General features: G+C 43.0%; 19 protein-coding genes. 12 read left to right on the top strand and 7 right to left on the bottom strand.

Annotated elements, in window-relative coordinates:
- Window positions 1-8: 8 nt before the first annotated feature.
- Window positions 9-260 carry a sulfurtransferase TusA gene (gene tusA / locus ACAY00_RS00060; protein ID WP_371375512.1) on the bottom strand — a complete coding sequence of 84 codons (252 nt, stop codon included), beginning with the start codon at window positions 258-260 and terminating at the stop codon, window positions 9-11.
- Window positions 261-331: 71 nt separating this feature from the next.
- Between tusA and ACAY00_RS00065 the strand changes: the two genes are divergently transcribed.
- From ACAY00_RS00065 to ACAY00_RS00080, 4 genes are all read left to right on the top strand, one after another.
- Window positions 332-2,284, top strand: a complete 1,953-nt coding sequence (locus ACAY00_RS00065; protein WP_371375514.1) for a transglycosylase SLT domain-containing protein — start codon at window positions 332-334, stop codon at window positions 2,282-2,284.
- 112 nt (window positions 2,285-2,396) lie between these two features.
- Complete coding sequence (gene pepQ / locus ACAY00_RS00070) at window positions 2,397-3,740, top strand: Xaa-Pro dipeptidase (protein ID WP_371375517.1); 1,344 nt, start codon at window positions 2,397-2,399, stop codon at window positions 3,738-3,740.
- Between the two features lie 28 nt (window positions 3,741-3,768).
- The gene (locus ACAY00_RS00075) at window positions 3,769-4,386 is read left to right on the top strand and encodes a YigZ family protein (protein WP_371375520.1); all 618 of its coding nucleotides are present in this window, start codon (window positions 3,769-3,771) and stop codon (window positions 4,384-4,386) included.
- 92 nt (window positions 4,387-4,478) lie between these two features.
- Window positions 4,479-5,930: a TrkH family potassium uptake protein gene (locus ACAY00_RS00080; protein WP_371375522.1), complete on the top strand. Its 1,452-nt coding sequence runs from the start codon at window positions 4,479-4,481 to the stop codon at window positions 5,928-5,930.
- 70 nt (window positions 5,931-6,000) lie between these two features.
- Here ACAY00_RS00080 and trkA read toward each other — a convergent pair whose 3' ends face one another.
- From trkA to def, 4 genes are read right to left on the bottom strand one after another with little or no spacing between them, the layout of a single operon-like run.
- A complete protein-coding gene (trkA, locus tag ACAY00_RS00085) occupies window positions 6,001-7,377 on the bottom strand; it encodes a Trk system potassium transporter TrkA (protein ID WP_371375525.1) in 1,377 nt (458 codons plus the stop codon).
- 59 nt (window positions 7,378-7,436) lie between these two features.
- Entirely contained in the window at window positions 7,437-8,741 is a 1,305-nt protein-coding gene (gene rsmB, locus ACAY00_RS00090; RefSeq protein ID WP_371375528.1) for a 16S rRNA (cytosine(967)-C(5))-methyltransferase RsmB, read from the bottom strand.
- Window positions 8,734-9,723, bottom strand: coding sequence for a methionyl-tRNA formyltransferase (fmt, locus tag ACAY00_RS00095; RefSeq protein WP_371375531.1), 990 nt, complete (start codon window positions 9,721-9,723; stop codon window positions 8,734-8,736). The genes rsmB and fmt overlap by 8 nt, the downstream gene beginning before the upstream one ends.
- Before the next feature lie 36 nt (window positions 9,724-9,759).
- The gene (gene def, locus ACAY00_RS00100; protein ID WP_371375534.1) at window positions 9,760-10,272 is read right to left on the bottom strand and encodes a peptide deformylase; all 513 of its coding nucleotides are present in this window, start codon (window positions 10,270-10,272) and stop codon (window positions 9,760-9,762) included.
- Window positions 10,273-10,420: 148 nt separating this feature from the next.
- Between def and ACAY00_RS00105 the strand changes: the two genes are divergently transcribed.
- From ACAY00_RS00105 to ACAY00_RS00120, 4 genes are all read left to right on the top strand, one after another.
- Entirely contained in the window at window positions 10,421-11,518 is a 1,098-nt protein-coding gene (locus tag ACAY00_RS00105; RefSeq protein ID WP_371375538.1) for a LysM peptidoglycan-binding domain-containing protein, read from the top strand.
- 67 nt (window positions 11,519-11,585) lie between these two features.
- Complete coding sequence (dprA, locus tag ACAY00_RS00110; RefSeq protein ID WP_371375541.1) at window positions 11,586-12,701, top strand: DNA-processing protein DprA; 1,116 nt, start codon at window positions 11,586-11,588, stop codon at window positions 12,699-12,701.
- 24 nt (window positions 12,702-12,725) lie between these two features.
- A complete protein-coding gene (locus ACAY00_RS00115) occupies window positions 12,726-13,199 on the top strand; it encodes a DUF494 family protein (protein WP_371375544.1) in 474 nt (157 codons plus the stop codon).
- A 104-nt stretch (window positions 13,200-13,303) separates the two neighbouring features.
- On the top strand, window positions 13,304-13,867 hold the full coding sequence (locus tag ACAY00_RS00120; RefSeq protein WP_371375547.1) for a topoisomerase DNA-binding C4 zinc finger domain-containing protein: 564 nt from the start codon (window positions 13,304-13,306) through the stop codon (window positions 13,865-13,867).
- Window positions 13,868-13,932: 65 nt separating this feature from the next.
- Here ACAY00_RS00120 and ACAY00_RS00125 read toward each other — a convergent pair whose 3' ends face one another.
- Both ACAY00_RS00125 and purE read right to left on the bottom strand, forming a co-directional pair.
- The gene (locus ACAY00_RS00125) at window positions 13,933-15,090 is read right to left on the bottom strand and encodes a 5-(carboxyamino)imidazole ribonucleotide synthase (protein ID WP_371375549.1); all 1,158 of its coding nucleotides are present in this window, start codon (window positions 15,088-15,090) and stop codon (window positions 13,933-13,935) included.
- Window positions 15,091-15,099: 9 nt separating this feature from the next.
- Complete coding sequence (gene purE, locus ACAY00_RS00130; RefSeq protein WP_371375552.1) at window positions 15,100-15,582, bottom strand: 5-(carboxyamino)imidazole ribonucleotide mutase; 483 nt, start codon at window positions 15,580-15,582, stop codon at window positions 15,100-15,102.
- Between the two features lie 344 nt (window positions 15,583-15,926).
- Here purE and ACAY00_RS00135 point away from each other — a divergent pair, with 344 nt between their 5' ends.
- From ACAY00_RS00135 to aroE, 4 genes are all read left to right on the top strand, one after another.
- A complete protein-coding gene (locus ACAY00_RS00135) occupies window positions 15,927-16,487 on the top strand; it encodes an L-threonylcarbamoyladenylate synthase (protein ID WP_371375555.1) in 561 nt (186 codons plus the stop codon).
- Window positions 16,484-17,398, top strand: a complete 915-nt coding sequence (hemF, locus tag ACAY00_RS00140; RefSeq protein ID WP_371375557.1) for an oxygen-dependent coproporphyrinogen oxidase — start codon at window positions 16,484-16,486, stop codon at window positions 17,396-17,398. Before ACAY00_RS00135 ends, hemF begins: the two co-directional genes overlap by 4 nt.
- A 187-nt stretch (window positions 17,399-17,585) precedes the next feature.
- On the top strand, window positions 17,586-18,299 hold the full coding sequence (locus tag ACAY00_RS00145) for an OmpW/AlkL family protein (RefSeq protein WP_371375560.1): 714 nt from the start codon (window positions 17,586-17,588) through the stop codon (window positions 18,297-18,299).
- 188 nt (window positions 18,300-18,487) lie between these two features.
- Window positions 18,488-19,294 (top strand): shikimate dehydrogenase, encoded by an 807-nt coding sequence (gene aroE / locus ACAY00_RS00150; protein ID WP_371375563.1) that lies wholly within the window; start codon window positions 18,488-18,490, stop codon window positions 19,292-19,294.
- Window positions 19,295-19,300: the final 6 nt, after the last annotated feature.

Here is a 19,300-nt window from a genome sequence, read left to right on the forward strand (position 1 = left end):
GTTGAACTTTAAGCGAGCTTTTTGATCAAATATTGAAACGGAGGTTGAGCGGTTTCTTGGTGCACAAGCTCATGCTCCATAAACTGACAAAAGCTTGGAACATCTCTGGTGGTTGAAGGATCATCGGCAATAACAAACAGAGTTTCGCCCACGTCAATTTTACGAATCCTCATTCGTAACATCATCACAGGCTCCGGGCAACGCAAGCCTAACGCATCAAGCGTATGATCAGCAGTTTGAAAAATATTTTCAGTCGTCATGGTCTATCTTTAATAAACAGGCTATTTACTCGCTATTTTAAAACAAGCTATTTTTTCTACAAGGAAAATAAATGAAATCTGGTTTCAAGTTCATTTTAGCTGCAATCCTGTGCAATGCCCAGTTTTGCCAAGCTGCCTCCATAAGCCACTTGACCAATACCAATGAAGATATTCTTAATGCAACTCGAGAAATATATTTATCGGCAGAACAACGGTGGTGGGATATTAATTCATCGGCATACCAACAAGTCGAGCAAAAACTGCACCATTACCCATTGTTACCTTACTTACAATCGAAAGTATTGCGCCAAAATATTGCATTAAAAAATGAGGCAAAGTTTTTAACCTTCCTTGAAACCTATGAAAATACGCCCTTAGATTATTTGGTCAGAACCGCATGGTTAAATCACTTACATAAAAGTAAACAAGCAAAGCGCTATATGCAGGTGTATCGACCTGACTTGGGGGCAAAATACACTTGCTTGCAACTGCGGTATCAATGGCAAGATGGAGCCGAAAAACAGCAAATTTTAAAGCAAGTGACCAACCTTTGGTTACATAAAAAATCTCAACCCGATGAATGCGATCCCTTGTTTAAACAGTGGCAAGACGCCGGCATGTTAACCGTCGATCTGCTGTGGCAGCGTATTGTATTGGCACAGACGGCTCGACAATACATGCTATCGCGATACTTGACTAAAAAGCTTCCACCGAATCAGGCATACCTAAAAGCACTCTGGGAAAAGGTCAAAGCCAATCCTAAAAGACTCAATAAACTGGATAAGTTTAATCAATCAACACCAGCGGAGTCGTTAGTTATCGCTTATGGGCTTAAAAAATTGGTCTGGCAAGATGTTGCGATGGCGGTTTCGGTTTATCAACAGGCGATTAAACAACAACGCTTCGATGCAGAAACACAAAAAGACATATATAAACGATTGACCATAGCCGCTGCTCGTTCCGATCATCCCAATGTGATCGATTGGCTAGCAGAGCAACAACCTGACGCGTTATCTGAAGTGGCTCAGCAATGGCAAATGGCGAAGGCTCTATCGGACAAAGACTATCTGAGTTTATTGCAACATGTAGAACAAAATGTCAGTACACATACCGACAAAAGGCAATATTCGTATTGGCATAGTCGGGCAAAAGAATTGGCACAACAGGATAACCCAGAGCAGATTGAAAAAGACTTAACAACGTTAGCACAAGAGCGCAGTTATTATGGTTTTTTAGCGGCCGCCAGAACGGGCTCTGAAAAAACGCTAAATCATCAACCCATTGTCGTTTCTGCACAAGCCAGCAAAGCGTTGCCCAATTACCAGGCTGCGCAAAGGGCATTTGAATTATTTGCTTTAAACCGTTTTTATCAAGCACGCAGGGAGTGGAATCATTGGGTAAAACAATTACCAGACAATGAACATTTAGCCGCCGCGCAATTAGCCTTTGACAATCAATGGTATTCTCGCCCAATTGTGACCTTAAGTCGTTTAGGTCTATTAAACGATACCGATATGCGCTTTCCTATGCCGTTTACTAAAACCTTTACCAAATATGCCAAACAACACCAAGTCGATTTAGCTTGGGTTTATGCCATTGCTCGTAAAGAAAGTATCTTTATGCCTGATGCTAAATCCCCTGCAGGGGCGTATGGTTTAATGCAAGTTATGCCGGCCACAGCAAACGAGGTAGGTCGGAAAAAATTTAAACACCAAGAGTTAATTAACATCGATACAAACGTTAAATTAGGTATTAACTATTTAAGTACTTTGTTGAAAAAATACGACAATAATATTGTCTTAGCGACCGCCGCTTATAATGCCGGCCCAGGAAATGTCAATAAATGGCTAAGGCGACAACCGACCATGCCAGCAGACGCTTGGATTGAAACCATTCCCTTTAAAGAAACACGTAATTATGTCAAAAGTGTGATGGCCTACACAGAAATTTATCAACAAAAAGTAGGTCAGGGGATGTCGCCATTTAACCAACTAACCAAGATGGATATTCAACAAGCGCAGTAATCTAACGCAATAAACGCAGCCCTAAACATCGACGCTTAGCGCTAAACTACAGCTATCAAACTGGCTGTGTTATCATCGGGGTTGCGTTAATTAATAAAAAGAGATTATCTACATGTTAGAAGCAAACCCAAATTTAGCCAAAGAGTTGGCTAGCCACTATCCAGCCCACATTCAAGAGTTACAACATCGCACTCAAACCATCTTGGCAAGAGAAAATATTGAAGCACTGGTGATCCACGCTGGTTTTAGTGGCAAAGTGTTTCTTGATGACATGTATTACCCTTTTAAAGTCAACCCGCACTTTAAGGCATGGTTGCCTGTAACGAACACCCCAAACTGTTGGTTAATCGTCAATGGTAAAGACAAGCCGGTTTTGGCCTATTATCAGCCATTAGATTTTTGGCATAAAGTAACCAAGCTTGAACAAGACTACTGGACCGAATTTTTTGATATTAAATTAATGTCATCCAGCGATGACATTAAGTCTATCTTGCCAGCCAATAAACAGGGAATGATGTACCTAGGTGAATATGAATCGGTTGCCGATGACTTGGGGTTTGAGCAAAAAAACCAGTCATCAGTATTAAACTATTTACATTACCATAGAGTGTATAAGACAGATTACGAACTGGTTTGCCTTCGAGAGGCCAACCGCATGGCGGTAAATGGACATAGTGCGGCTAAAGATGCGTTTTACAACAAAGCCACCGAATTTGAAATTCAACTGGCTTATTTACAGGCCGTAGGTCAAGGCGAAAACGATGTGCCTTATGGCAATATTGTTGCACTCAATGAAAACGCTTCTATTTTGCATTACACCGCATTAGAGCAAAAGGCACCGGCACAACACCATTCGTTCTTAATTGATGCCGGCGCGAGCTTTCATGGCTACGCTGCCGATATTACCCGAACCTATGCTTTTGAACAAAACGAGTTTGCTGAGCTTATCACCGCCATGAATGTGTTGCAGTTAAAATTGGTATCAGGTTTAAAGCCGGGCCAAAGCTATGTTGATTTACACATTCAAAATCATTACTTATTAGCGGAATTATTAGCACAGTTTAATTTGGTCAAAATGAGCCCTGAACAAATGGTGAGTTCTGGCGTGACGGCTAAGTTTTTCCCTCATGGTCTTGGTCATCATCTCGGACTTCAGGTGCATGATATGGGCGGCTATATGGCAAACGAAGCCGGCGATCTTATCAGTGCGCCTGCACAACACCCGTTTTTACGAACAACGCGTGGTATAGAAAGTAAGCAGGTGTTTACTATTGAGCCAGGCCTTTACTTTATTGACCAGTTTTTAGACGAATTATCTAAAGGTGAATACAGTCAGGCTATTAACTGGCAAAAAGTGGATACTTTACGCAAATTTGGTGGTATTCGAATCGAAGACAATGTCATTGTGTACGACAATGGCATTGAAAACATGACTCGTGATTTGAATCTAGCCTAGCAAATAAATTTTTATGAGTGTGAACAAGGTGAATACACAGCCTTATAAAGTGGCTGCAGAAACATTAGAAGATGAAACCATCGTCAATCGCAGTCGCTTTATTTGTTCGCTATCACCTTGTCAAAGCCCAAAGCAGGCGAAGGCGTTTATTGACAGCATTCGCCAGCAATACCCTGATGCGTCTCACCATTGCTATGCCTTTGTCAGTTCTCGTCCTGACGACAGCCAGTCATATGGGTTTAGTGATGATGGTGAGCCTAGTGGTACCGCTGGTAGACCGATGTTAGCGGTGTTGCAGGGCAGTGAAATAGGTGAAATTTGTGCGGTAGTGACGCGTTATTTTGGGGGGGTAAAACTCGGTACAGGCGGTTTACAAAGAGCCTATGGTAACAGTGTTCGACAAGCTATTTTAAAATTAACTACTCAGTTGAAAGTCCCATTGGTAAAGGTGTCATTGGCTTGTGACTACCAACAAATCAAAGATATTGAACACCATATAGGGTTGCATGAAGGGGAAATAACAGCGCAAGTCTACGCTGAACAAGTGCAATTAAAAATACACATACCAATTTCGCAAGCAAAGCCTTTTTGTCAACGAATTAAGGAAGTTACCGCCGGTAGAATCGTACCTAAAATACACGGATGAGGTTTTTTTGCTGGCAAATTCTCGTATCACTTGGATTCGAATCAGGTTATGCTATAACTAACTCATTTGGAAAATAATAACTAAGTCTCGTCATGCAGTACCGCAACATCACACGAATATTGGGCTTGCTGGTCACGATTTTGAGTGTCACCATGTTACCGCCAGCCTTTGTTTCACTCATATACCGAGATGGTGGCGGCGTCGCTTTTTTGGTGTCTTTTTTGTGGTGTTTATTAAGTGGTTTTATTGCTTGGTATCCAAATCGTCATCAAAAAGGGGAGTTAAGGGCACGCGAAGGTTTTCTTATTGTGGTGCTGTTTTGGTCGGTTCTGGCCAGTTTTTCTTCCATTCCCTTAATGATCACCGAAAGTCCCGATTTATCGATTACCGATGCGGTATTTGAATCTTTCTCTGGATTAACCACAACGGGCGCAACCATCCTAACGCAAATAGATGGTTTACCTCATGCGGTATTATATTATCGCCAACAACTGCAATGGCTTGGTGGTATGGGGATCATTGTTTTAGCGGTGGCGGTATTACCGATGTTAGGCGTTGGTGGTATGCAGCTGTATCGTGCCGAAACACCAGGCCCGGTTAAAGACTCTAAAATGACCCCTCGAATAGCCGATACGGCTAAGCACCTGTGGTATATATATCTGTTTTTAACCATTGCTTGTGCATTGGCTTATTGGCTTGCTGGAATGTCGGTATTTGATGCCATTTCACATTCTTTCTCGACCATTGCCATTGGTGGTTTTTCTACCCATGATGCCTCGATGGGCTATTTTGACAGCCCGATCATCAATTTAATCTGTGTGGTGTTTCTTATTATTGCTGGGGTTAACTTTGCCCTGCATTTTGCGGCTTATCGAAACCGCAATTTACGCACCTACTTTTACGATCCTGAGTTTAAAACATTTATTGCCATTCAACTTATTTTAACCTTAATTTGCTTTGTCGGTTTATTGGCCTTTGGGGTTGAAAGCAATTATGAGAAGGCTATGGATGACTCGTTATTTCAGGCGGTATCTATTAGTACGACCGCAGGTTTTGCCACCACTAATTTTGCCGATTGGCCTCCTTTGCTAGCGATGCTTCTGATCTTTGCCAGTTTCATCGGGGGGTGTGCTGGCAGTACCGGGGGCGGGATGAAAGTCATGCGAGTAGTGTTGTTATATTTACAAGGGATCCGTGAGTTAAATCGATTAATTCATCCCAAAGCGGTATTAACCATCAAGCTTGGACGAAAGGCGTTACCTGACAAAGTGGTCGACGCCATTTGGGGATTCTTCTCAGCTTATGCGGCTATCTTTATTTTCTGTATGTTGCTCTTGATGGCTTCAGGAATCGATGAAATGACCGCATTTACCGCCGTTGCCGCTTGCTTAAATAATTTAGGCCCAGGTCTTGGTGAAGTGGCAGCCAACTTTGCCACCATAAATGACTTTAGTAAGTGGGTGCTGGTGTTGGCAATGTTATTTGGGCGTTTAGAAATATTCACCTTATTGGTGCTGTTTATGCCTTCATTTTGGCGTAACTAATCTTCAGGGGTTGGTCGAAGAAATGTTGTAAAAAAAGGTGCAAATAAATGCACCTTTTTTATGGGGATTGTTAAAAGAAAATGGCGCTGACCGCAAATAACTTCTCGACTTGATGAATGTACTTTTTGTCGACTAAGAATAAGATAACATGATCATCTGATTGAATGACCGTGGTTGAGTGGGCAATTAATACTTCTTCACCACGAACAATGGCACCAATGGTCGCTCCGGGTGGAAGCTTGATGTCTTGAATTTCGCGACCAACAACTTTAGAAGATTGCTCGTCGCCATGAGCAACCGCTTCAATGGCTTCGGCAGCACCACGTCGTAAACTGTACACATTGACAATATCACCTTTACGAATATGGGTTAATAACGCCGATATGGTGGCCTGTTGCGGTGATACCGCGATATCAAGCTCACCAGCGTGAACTAAATCGAGATAGGCACCACGTTGGATTAACACGATGGTTTTACGGGCGCCAAGCTTTTTCGCCATCATAGATGACATGATATTGGCTTCGTCGTCGTCGGTTACCGCTAAAAACACATCCATTTGCTCGATTTGCTCTTCAACCAATAATTCGGTATCGGTGGCATCACCGACAAAGACCATCGAGCTATTTAATTCGTTAGACAAAAATTCAGCTCGTTTCGGGTTGCGCTCGATAACTTTAACTTGATGACTTTTTTCCAGAATACGGGCCAACCCCGAACCGATGTAACCACCACCAGCAATCATAATACGCTTGTAGGGTGCTTCGAGTTTTTGCAATTCACTCATTACCGCTCGGATATGGCCTGTTGCAGCGATAAAAAACACTTCATCATCGGCTTCTATAACCGTTGTACCAAGAGGTCTAATAGGTCTGCCTTGGCGGTAAATCGCCGCCACTCGAGTGTCTATATTAGGGATATGTTCACGTAAGGTTGATAGCGCATGACCAACCAATAAACCACCATAGTAGGCTTTGATCCCAACTAAGGAGACTTTCCCACCAGCAAATTCGCGTACTTGCAAAGCTCCTGGGTAGTCAATTAAACGAGCAATATCTTTGGTCACTAACTGCTCGGGAGCAATGATGTGATCAACCGGAATATCTTGATTATGAAATAGCTGTTCTTTGTATTTTAAAATTTGCTCTGAGCGAATACGGGCAATTTTTACTGGGGTATTAAAAATGGTGAAAGCAATTTGGCAGGCGAGCATATTGGTTGCGTCATCTGAGGTCACGGCGATGATCATATCAGCGTCTTCTGCACCGGCTTTGGCTAACACGTCGGGGTGACTGCCTTGTCCGGTAACCACTTGCAAGTCCATCTTATCTTGTAACTCACGCAATTTTGCTGAGTCGACATCGACTAGGGTGATTTCATTTTGTTCACCCACCAAGTTCTCTGCAAGGGTGCCACCAACTTGTCCGGCGCCGAGAATGATAATTTTCATTTGCTAGTGTAATCTCATTTTGTTGATTTTATTATATGCCTACCTAGGAATATGCGGGCTTACATCACTTTCTTGCTCATTTTGGCATAATAAAACCCATCCATCGAGTGTTCGCCCGGTAATATTTGCCAATCTTTAGTGTCACCTGACCAAGGTATATCTTCTAGTATTGCATCTTGGTTGTCTGCCACAAACTTTTGAATTTGATGCGTATTTTCTTCAGGCAATATAGAGCAAGTGGCATATACCAATGTACCACCTGGTTTTAATAAGGTCCAAATTGCTTTTAATATCTGTTGTTGCAATATCACCAACTGGTCAATATCAGAGGCTCTTCGTAACCATTTTATGTCGGGGTTTTTTCGAATAACCCCAGTGCCAGAACACGGCGCATCCAATAAAATTTTATCGAACTGGTGCGCATCTGCCCATAACTCAGGCTTGGCTGCATCGGCGGCAATAACTTTGGCCGTTAAACCTAATCGCGCTAAGTTATCATTGACTCGAGTCAGTCTGTCTTGTTCAATATCAATGGCAGTCATACTGCCAAGATTGGGTTCGAGCTCTAGAATATGACACGTTTTACCCCCTGGCGCCGCACAACAGTCTAAAACATGTTCACCTGCTTTTGCACCCAATAAAGGGGCCGCCATTTGCGCAGCAGCATCTTGTACCGATACCAAACCATCGCTAAAGCCGGGTAGGGTGTTGACATCACATGGACTTTGCAACTTTAAAGCATCGCTGTTCGGTTCTCGATAGGCTACTTCAATGTTGGCTTGTTCAAGCTGTTGGCAATATTGTTCGAGGGACACTTTTTGTTTATTCACTCGAAGCCACATGGGAGGACGTTGTTGGTTAAAGGTTAAGACCTGTTGCCAATTATTTGGGTAACCGTCTTGCAGCTTTTTAATAAGCCAGCCTGGGTGATTGTACTTTATCGCATCAGGCAATTGATTCTGTTCTTGTTCTGACAGCTCAGGATCGCGCAAATAACCTCTTAAAACGGCATTAACTAAACCCTTTAAGTGACGGTTTTTTAACACCCCTGTGGCAGCTACCGTTTCACCCACAGCTGCATGATCTGGAATGCGTGTATATTTAAGCTGATACAAGCCAACCATCATTAAAAAATGAAATACTCGTTGCTTGTTGGATAAAGGCTTTTTAACGAAGCGACGCACATGGTGTTCGAGTTCAGGCAGGTAGCGCAAAACGCCGTAGCACAGCTCTTGCAATAAACCTTTGTCTTTGCCTGATTCAATCAAGCTTTGCAGTCTTGGCAATTCATCGTTTAGTGAACGACCCTGATCAACGACTCCATATAAGCAGCGCGCGGCTAAAGCTCTAACGTTTTTACTCATTGTCGTTTCCAACTACATGGCCATTAATATTTGCCCCTGTAAGAAACCATTCACCACGACCATTTAAAATATCGGCGGCCGCTAAGGCTTTTTTGCCAGGTAGCTGTAATTGGTTAAAACATAAGGCATCTGTTTGGCATGCGACAACAATGCCTTTTTTATCGGCCGATATTATTTCGCCAGGTAGGGCAGAGCCAGAATATGCTAGAACATCGGCTTGCCATACCTTTATTTTATGGCTTTGTTGCTTGTTGTCGGTATAGGTAATTTGAGCAAAAGGCCAAGGTTGGTACGCTCTTATTTTTCGATCGAGTTGCGACGCGGTTAATTGCCAGTCTAATTCTGCTTCTTCTTTCGTTAACTTGTGTGCGTAATTAGCTAGCGCATTATTTTGCGGGGTCGCGGTATGGGTTCCGGCGGCCATTTGCTCTAGGGTTTGCAGCAATGCTTGTGGGCCGAGCTCAGCTAATTTAGTGTATAAACTGGCACTGGTGTCAGTAGGGTCTATTTTACATTTGGCAATATGTAGCATATCACCGGTATCTAAGCCTTTATCCATTTGCATGATGGTGACCCCAGTTTCGGCATCGCCAGCTTCTAAAGCGCGCTGGATAGGCGCCGCACCACGCCATCTAGGCAAAATTGAACCATGGACATTAACACAGCCAAGTCTTGGCGTATTTAAAATCACTTCCGGTAATAAAAGACCGTACGCTACCACCACCATAACGTCGGCGTTATAACTGGCTAATTGTTGTTGGTCGCTGTCTTGTTTAAAGTTAACCGGTTGTTCAATTTTAAGATCATGCTGTTGGGCTAATTGTTTAACAGCACACGCGGTGAGCTTTTTTCCTCGACCTGCGGGTTTATCCGGCGGGCAATATACCGCAACAATGTTATGGTCACTGGCGATTAGGGCGTCAAGGTGCTGGGCTGCAAAATCAGGGGTGCCGGCAAAGATGATATTCAAAGGCTTAGACAATGGTATTTCTCGCGTATGCTAATTGGATGGTTAAACTTAGGCGCGGGCCAAAGCTTTGGCTTCTTTTTCAAGCTTGGTTTTGATGCGTTGGCGTTTTAAAGGCGATAAGTAATCGACAAACAGTACACCTTTTAAGTGATCCAGTTCATGTTGAATACAAATGGCCATAAGTTCTTTCGCATCAAGGCTAAATGGACTACCGTCTCGGTCTAAAGCGCTGACGGTAACTTCAGGGCTACGTTCAACTTTGGCGTAACAGCCAGGTACCGATAAACAGCCTTCTTCATTAATCACCACATCACCACGTTTTTCGGTGATTTCAGGGTTGATTAGGACAATAGGGTCCGACTTATCTTCAGAGGTATCCATCACCACAATGCGCTGGTGAATATCGACTTGCGTTGCCGCTAGGCCAACGCCATTTTCTGCGTACATGGTTTCAAACATGTCGTCGATGATTTTTCGGGTTTCATCTGTCACTTCAGAAACTTCCTTGGCGACAGTTCTTAAACGCTCATCAGGAAAGCGTAATACAGTTAAAATAGTCATAATATTGAGAAAACAATTAGCGATAATTAAAATTGAATGTTATGTTTAATTTTAGCTTCTATTGTTTATTAATAATAGGGCTTTATGACTTAGATGTGACTTTAAGGTCATTATGTGGATGAAAACGCCAGAGATGGATTGGCACAATATGATAAAAAGAATATTAATAACCATAATTTGTTTTTCTACCACCTTATTGGCTTATGCCGATGAGTTACGGCTAAAACAGGATGCGCCTAAAACGTATATCGTGCAAAAAGGCGACACCCTATGGGATATTTCCGAGATTTTTCTTAACGAACCATGGCTATGGCCTAAGTTGTGGCGACTAAATCCGGAGATAGACAACCCGCACCTTATTTTTCCTGGTGATGTATTGCGTTTAGTATACGATGCAAATGGGCTGCCGATGTTGGTAAAAGGCAAACCCAATATTACTTGGACCCCGCAAAAGCGCAAAACCCTCAAAGACGAAAACCCGGTTACCTTGTTGCCGCTAGATAGGTTGGCTCCTTATTTAAATTACTCGCAAATTTTAAGCGAAAAAGTCTTTGATCAAGCGCCAATTATCTTAGGGGCAGACGAAGCGTTTAAAACCAACATTGAAGACGCTAAGTTATACGTAAATAGCAACCTGACCCCAGGCAAACGCTATGCCATTTACGCCAAAGGCGATGAAGTTATCGATCCTCAAACGGGCGATGAGCTTGGTTATAATGCTATTTTAGTTGGTACAGCGACCAGTATTCGAGCTGGCGATATTGAAAATAGTGAGCCAGCGACCATGTATCTTGATACCTCTCGCAGAGAAATACGCGCGGGTAATATTGTGTTACCGGTCAATGAACAACAACTGTTGCCGTCGGTCTTTGCTATGCAAGTAGCCTCTGATGACGAGTTTGATGCCCGTATTATTAGCTCTTATAACAACGCCCGAGAGTTTACCAAGTACGAAGTCGTATTGCTGAACAAGGGCAGTGCCGATCAGGTTAATATTGGTGCTATTTATTCGGTTAAGCGCCAAAGTCCGGCTATTGTGGGGACATCAAAGGGACCTGCTTATAAAGAAGATGCGTCTTGGTGGTATCGTTTAACCAACTTTATGCGTGAAAATAACGGTATTGAAATGCCGTATGAAGATGTTGGCAAAGTTATGGTGTTTAAAGTGCAAGAACGTACGAGCTTTGCCATTGTATTATCTACCGATCATACCATTTCCATTAAAGATAAAGTCACCACCTTGTAATCCGCTCAAAGGCATCATTCTCGTCTACACTTAAGCATAAGTGTAATAAAAATTCTTAAGGATGAGAATGATGTCAATGCCCTCCACCCATAACCAATGGCCTCTATGGCTAGCCTTATCGTTTGTTCCTAGACTTGCTATCGCACAAAAGCTTGCCCTTGTTGAGCACTTCTCGCTAGATCAGTTGTTTGAGTTACCGGCATCAGTGTTAAAATCTTTGTCTTTATCTGATCAACAAATTAACGCCATCCGTATACCTAATAAGCGTCGAATAGATTGGATTATTGAAACCAGCGTCAAACGAAACGATTTAATTATTAGTTTTTCGGATGCCAGATACCCTGCATCGTTAAAAGAGATCCCTAATCCGCCTTTGGTGCTGTTTACAAAAGGCAATCATGCCTTGTTACAACAACCTCAAATAGCCATTGTTGGCTCGCGTTCTGCCACCATGTCGGCCCTAAACAGTGCGCGAGGTTTTGCTAGAGACATCGTACAGCGACATGTGGTGGTTACCTCAGGTATGGCTATCGGCATAGACTCAGCAGCCCATCAGGGCGCTTTACAAGCACAAGGGCATACCATCGCGGTCGTTGCAACAGGGCTTGATATTACTTATCCCAAAAGAAATACAAGCTTGGAGCAGGCCATTCTGGCAAATCAGGGGTTGGTTGTGAGCGAGTTTCCTCCAGGGAGTAAACCGTTACCAGGATGCTTTCCAAGACGAAACCGAATCATTACCGGTTTGTGTTTGGGTACCTTAGTGGTGGAAGCGCAACTTGCCAGCGGTTCAATGATTTCGGCACAAGCTGCACTTGAGCAAAATAGAGAAGTTTTTGCCATGCCAGGCTCTATTAATAACCCGCAAGCAAAGGGATGTCACAGTTTACTTAAGCAGGGGGCGAAGTTAGTCGAGACGGTGCAGGATATTTTTGATGAGTTGGATATAGGTCAACGACCTGCTGATATTGCCTCTAGCGAAAAAAAATGCATAAAAACCCAACAACAAGACTTGTGCATCGATTCATTGTTAAGTAGTGTGGATTATGAGACTACGTCCGTAGATACCGTAGTCAGTCGAAGCAAACTGCCAATAGAGCAAGTTATGACTCGGTTAATGGCGCTTGAGCTAAAAGGGCTGGTAGCTGCGGTACCAGGTGGCTTTATCAAGAAAAACAACTGATTTTTTGATATTTAGGGGGTTACTATGTTCGATATTCTGATGTATCTGTTTGAAAATTATATTCACAGCGAAGCAGAGGTTATGGTCGATCACGACGTCCTAACTGATGAGCTTACGCGCGCTGGCTTTCACCAAGATGAAATTTATAAAGCTTTGTCTTGGTTAGAAAAACTCGCGGCACTTCAAAACACCGATTTATACCCTTATTTAACCCGCAAGGGGGGGAATTCTGTGCGTATTTATACGCCAGAAGAAATGGCCTTACTCGATGTGCAATGCCGCGGCTTTTTGATGTTCCTTGAACAAATTAATGTGCTGGATTTTACCACCCGTGAAATGGTTATTGACCGAGTCATGGAGCTAGATACCAAAGAGTTCTATCTTGATGACTTAAAGTGGGTGATTTTGATGGTTTTGTTCAATGTGCCAGGAAAAGAAACCGCCTATTCCCAAATGGAAGATCTTATTTTTGATGAATGCGAAGGGCCACTGCATTAACGGATTGCACGTGTTACATATTGCTACGTTAATTTTGCTTAAAGTTTAGCCTCTGGTTTGCGATAATAGCAGTTAACGCAATCACATATCATGTATAGGCCCGAATGAGCAAAAATAACGACCCGTTATTCAAACAACACGAACACGCATTAGAAAAAGAGTATGGAATTTGTCCTGACTGTGGCAGTGAACTACAGATTAAAAATTCAAAAGCTGGTGCGTTTATTGGCTGTGCTAACTACCCAAGTTGCACTTATTCTCGTCCCCTAGTTGAACATGAAAAATTTGAAGGGCAAGTATTAGCCAATACCGAATGCCCTGACTGTGGTAATGAACTTGCGGTCAAACAGGGCCGATACGGTATGTTTATTGGTTGTACTAACTTCCCTGAGTGCCACTTTATCGATCATGATGAAGCACAAGCGTTGGAAGATGTCTGTTGTCCCAAATGTGCAACAGGGCATTTAGTCGAAAAACACAACCGTTTTGGTAAAACCTTTTTTGCTTGTACCAATTACCCTAAATGTAAATTTGTGGTGAATCATCCGCCGGTGGCTGGCCAATGTGAAAAGTGTGGCTTTACGCTATTGCTACGACGACAAATGGCCGCTGGCGAGAAAGACCAATGCGCCGATAAAAAATGTGCTCACTTTCAAAAGCAATCATGATTTAATTAAACATAAAAAAAGTCGACTTAGGTCGACTTTTTTATTGCTTAATGATGGTCAAATGCCTAGTTAATTCGAGCTTGTAACATATTGGCAAAGGCAGATAAGTCTTCAAACGCGGTAGGACTTAACATGGTGGCGAGCAAAGAAAGCTTATCGGCCAACTCTTGCTCACTATTACCCGACACATTGATATGTCCCATTTTACGACCAGCGCGTTTTTCTTTGTTATACCAATGCAAAGCGACACCTGGGATCGCTAAGACAGACTCAGGTACACTGTCTTCGCCAAGAATGTTGATCATAGCGGTAGGGCGATTTAGTTCGGTATTGCCCAGAGGCATACCGGTAATTGCGCGCAGATGATTTTCAAATTGGCTGCTGTCGCAACCTTGTTGGGTCCAATGGCCAGAGTTGTGTACCCTTGGTGCAATTTCATTGACCAATAGCTGGTCACCAACTTGGAAAAACTCAATGGCAAGAACCCCGACATAGTCCAGTTTTTTAGTTAATTTACTAAACACCTCAAAGGCTTGTTGTTGCAGGGCTTGTGCTACAGGCATGGCTAAACTAACACTTAATACGCCATTGGTATGATGATTTTCAGTAATAGGGTAGACCGCAATTTCACCATTTCGACTGCGGGCACCAACAATCGATACTTCACGATCAAACGGCACCATTTGCTCGGCAATAATACCTTGGGGTACTGAAGAATTTGCCGCTTGCACAAAGCTGTCCATTTGCTGCCAAATATCATCAGCTTGGCTGATATCTTTTAACCGCCATTGGCCTTTACCATCATAACCTTCAAGTGCGCTTTTAAAGATAATGGGTAATTGCAATTGGGCTATCGCAGCATCAAAGTCTGCTCGGCTGGTAATGATTCTGTGCTTAGCATTGGCAACCTGACACGACTCCAACAGGGCTTTTTCAAGTCTTCGATCGCCACCAATTTTAATCGCTTGACTGCTTGGCAATAACTTACCTGAAGCTTCACAAACCGCTAAAACATCATGACGAATGTGTTCAAATTCTGCCGTGATCACATCACAATCTGCTATACCTGCGTGTAAGTCACCATAAGTTAGCTCGTTAGCTAATGGATGTACAACCTGACTCGATCGGACATCATAAGCTTTGGTTTGTAGATTCAGCGGTGTTCCGGCTAAATCCATCATTCGTGCTAACTGACCAGCACCTAATACCAAAATCTTGTTCATACTGACCTATTATTCTGCGGGATTTGGGTTATCCAAAATTGTTTGGGTTTGTTGGCGACGAAATTCTTCAATGTTAGCCATTATACTGGTGTCATGAGTACCGAGTATTTGCGCAGCCAATAAACCTGCGTTAGCAGCACCTGCGGTGCCAATGGCTAATGTACCTACGGCAATACCTTTAGGCATTTGTACTATAGATAAAAGCGAGTCTTGACCACTTAGAGCTTTGGACTGCACAGGAACGCCGAGTACAGGTAAACTGGTAAAAGCTGCAGCCATACCTGGTAGATGCGCGGCGCCACCGGCCCCAGCAATAATGACTTTAATGCCACGATCTTTCGCATTTTCAGCATATTCAGCCAGTAAGTGAGGTGTTCTATGAGCTGATACTACTTTGGTCTCGTACGGAACCTTAAGTAAATCCAGCATGTCCGTTGCATGCTTCATCGTTGGCCAATCTGATTTTGACCCCATGATGATTCCCACTGTCATGTCGTTCTACCCTTTTATTGTTAAAAACGCGCTTGGTATAGTCACCTAAACCCGAAAAAAGAAAGCGCGCATTATAACCTTGTTTACTTAAATCCCCAAACTTTGTCACAACTTTGTAGCCGTTTTTATCTATTTTGTAGATGCAGGTCTAAGAAACTGAAAAAACCTTACCAATAGGAGGTAATAGGGAGCAATAAAATGGGTTTAAGCCTTGGGTAAATGAGCACCTTTGGCATTTGGGGGGCTGTTTACATTCAACAAATTTTTCGTTCAATGATGCGGTTGCCTACCAAAGTGGCTATAATGAGCGCACTTTATTGATGCTAAAAACAGCCATAAAAACAATGAACAAACATTCTTATTCGACCGCATTTGAAGCGTTTCAAGCAGGCGCTATTATCGCTTACCCAACGGAGGCCGTGTTCGGTTTAGGTTGCGACCCTGATAACACCAAGGCCATTGATGCATTACTGGCCGTAAAGCAAAGACCAATAGACAAAGGGTTGATTTTGCTGGCGGGTAAGTTTGAGCAACTCATTCCCTACATCGATGTAAGCAAGCTCTCTGCTGAGCAATTAACCACGATAAAATCACGTTGGCCCAATGGGATCACTCAAGTTATGCCAGCAAAAGAGGGTATTAGTCGTCACTTATCTGGCCAATTTGATACCATTGCTGTTCGGGTTACCAGCCAAGCCGACGTGGTTGCTTTATGCGAGCAAACGAATAAACCGATTGTGTCAACCAGTTGTAATTTAACCGGTCACCCTCCGGCGCTAACATGGCAGCAAGCAGAACAGGCGTTGGGAACCCAAGTTGACTTTGTGATCAAAGGTCAAACGATGGGGTTTGATAAACCCTCTACTATTATCGATGCATTAACCGGAGACGTATTTAGGACATGAGCCAGGTAAACATAGAGCAAGTAATTGACTATTTAAAGTCATTACAGGATAAAATTTGTCAAGGATTAGAGCAGGCTGATGGTCAAGGGCGGTTTGTCGAAGATAATTGGAAACGAGAAGAGGGTGGTGGTGGCCGTACCCGAGTCCTTACTGACGGTTTGGTTATTGAGCAAGGCGGGGTTAATTTTTCTTTAGTCAGTGGTGATAAATTACCACCATCTGCCACCGCTCACCGACCCGAGCTTGCGGGCAGAACATGGCAAGCGTGTGGGGTATCTTTAGTAATTCACCCTAAAAACCCTTTTATCCCGACATCGCACGCGAATGTGCGCTTCTTTATTGCCGAAAAAGATGGTGAAGAACCAGTGTGGTGGTTTGGGGGCGGGTTTGATTTAACCCCATTTTATCCTTTTAAAGACGATGTCATTCATTGGCATCAAACCGCAGCCGATTTATGTGCGCCATTTGGCGAACGGGTATATGATGAACACAAAAAGTGGTGTGATCAATATTTTTACCTAAAACATCGAGATGAAACCCGTGGTGTCGGCGGTTTGTTTTTTGACGATTTAAACCAATGGGATTTTGAGACTTGCTTTAATTACATTAAAGCGGTGGGCGAAGGCTACTTAAAAGCCTATGTGCCTATTATGGACAAACGCAAAGACACGCCTTTCACGAAAGCTCAGCGTCAGTTTCAATTATACCGACGTGGACGTTATGTTGAGTTTAATTTGGTGTTTGATAGAGGCACACTTTTTGGATTGCAATCTGGCGGTCGAACCGAGTCGATATTAATGTCAATGCCACCATTAGCAAGGTGGGAATATAATTACCAACCAGAGCCTGATTCAGCGGAGGCCATTCTTTATCAGGAATACCTAAAACCTCAAAACTGGTTAAACCGCTAAACCACTCTCAACTTGTTAGCCTTATACGTGGGCAGGTTTTTACCTGTTCGCGCCTACCGCTATAGCGCGCACAGCACCTCAAAACAATGCTACGAACCAACTAATTTGTTTTATATCAGCACACTATGTCTCATTTTTTGAACAATATATTACACTTAAGACAAATTACAGTAAGAAGGCATTTACCATGAAAAAACAAATTTTAGGTGTTGCATTAGTTACATTACTTGCCGGTCCAACAGTGTATGCTGCTGGACACCAAGCGGGTGATTACGTAGTTCGGGGCGGGGTGACTTTGGTTGAACCTGATAACGATAAAGCAGGAGTCAATGTTCCTGCGCTTGGTGGCCCTACAGCATTGTCGGTGTCAGTTGAAGCTAATAGTCAGTTGGGGTTAAATCTGGTCTATTTTTACGACGCTAATTGGGCCGTCGAACTTTTGGCGGCAACGCCATTTACTCACGATGTGACCATCCACGATCCAGAAGGTATCGCACCCGGCGTCTTTTCTCGCGCTACCCTTGATATTGATGGTGCAAAACTGGGTGAAGTAGATCACTTACCACCAACATTAAGTGCGCTATATTATTTTAATACCGATGGTAACTTTAAACCTTATGTTGGGGTAGGTATCAACTATACCATCTTTTTTAAAGATGGATTTACCTCGGGGGCAAAAACGCTTGGCTTTAATGACTTATCTGTTGATAGTTCTTGGGGATTGTCAGCTCAGCTAGGGTTAGATTATATTATTGACGATAAATGGCATCTGAATGCGTCCGCACGTTATATCGACATAGATACAGATGCGACATTTAAGATCGGTAATGAAATCAAGGGTTCGGCCAACATTGGTGTAGATCCTATGGTGTACTCGCTCATGCTTGGCTACACTTTTTAAAGCAGATCACAGCTCTATCTTGTTATAAAAACCAGGTTTTTGCCTGGTTTTTTTGTTTAAACAACAAAGTTAACGTAAGCAACCGTGGCGGGGTTCCCTCTGAGGGGGATTTAGATTTTAGTCATTGTTGCTATGTTAAAGCCGAAAAAAATTGGTTACTCTAAGAAAAAGTCTTATTAGGTTGCTATATGGACACGTACAAAGTATTTGGTAATCCGATCACACAATCATTATCACCTGTAATCCACACACAGTTTGCCAAACAAACCAAGCAAGAATTAACGTATCAAAAACAATACGTTGAACTAGGCCAGTTCAAGCAAGCTATCACCGAATTTATTCATCAAGGCGGAATGGGAGCAAATGTTACGGCACCATTTAAAGAAGACGCTATGCTGTTGTGTGATAAGTTAAGTGAGCAGGCTCAGTTAGCTGGCGCTGTTAATACCTTGTCGTTTGATCAAGGAATAATACAAGGAGACAATACCGATGGTGTTGGCTTAGTGAATGATCTTAAGTGGCATAATGTCACCTTAGCAAAATCACGAGTATTGATTCTTGGTGCTGGCGGCGCTGCCAAAGGTGTCGTTGAACCCTTACTTGCACAAGGTTTGCAAAAGCTTGTGATAGCCAATAGAACCGTCTCAAAAGCTCAGGATATTGTGACTAAGTTTAATCACCCTAAGTTCGAATCCGCAGATTTTACGGATGTTGCAAACTTATCGTTTGATGTCATTATTAATGCGACATCGGCAAGTTTATCTGCTCAACTACCCGCGGTAGACCCGTCGATTTTCAATCAGACCACTTGTTACGACATGGTTTATGCGAAACAACCGACTCGTTTTCTTACATGGGCTAAAGCATGCGGAGCAAAGCAATGTATTGACGGTTTAGGGATGTTGGTTGAGCAGGCGGCGGTGAGCTTTTCAATCTGGCGAGGGGTTTATCCAGATACCCAAAAGATTCGACAAATTTTACGACAAACAATATAAGGGCAA

Origin of the sequence: Thalassotalea sp. 273M-4 (assembly GCF_041410465.1) — a bacterium.
Classification (GTDB): Bacteria; Pseudomonadota; Gammaproteobacteria; order Enterobacterales; family Alteromonadaceae; genus Thalassotalea_A; species Thalassotalea_A aquiviva.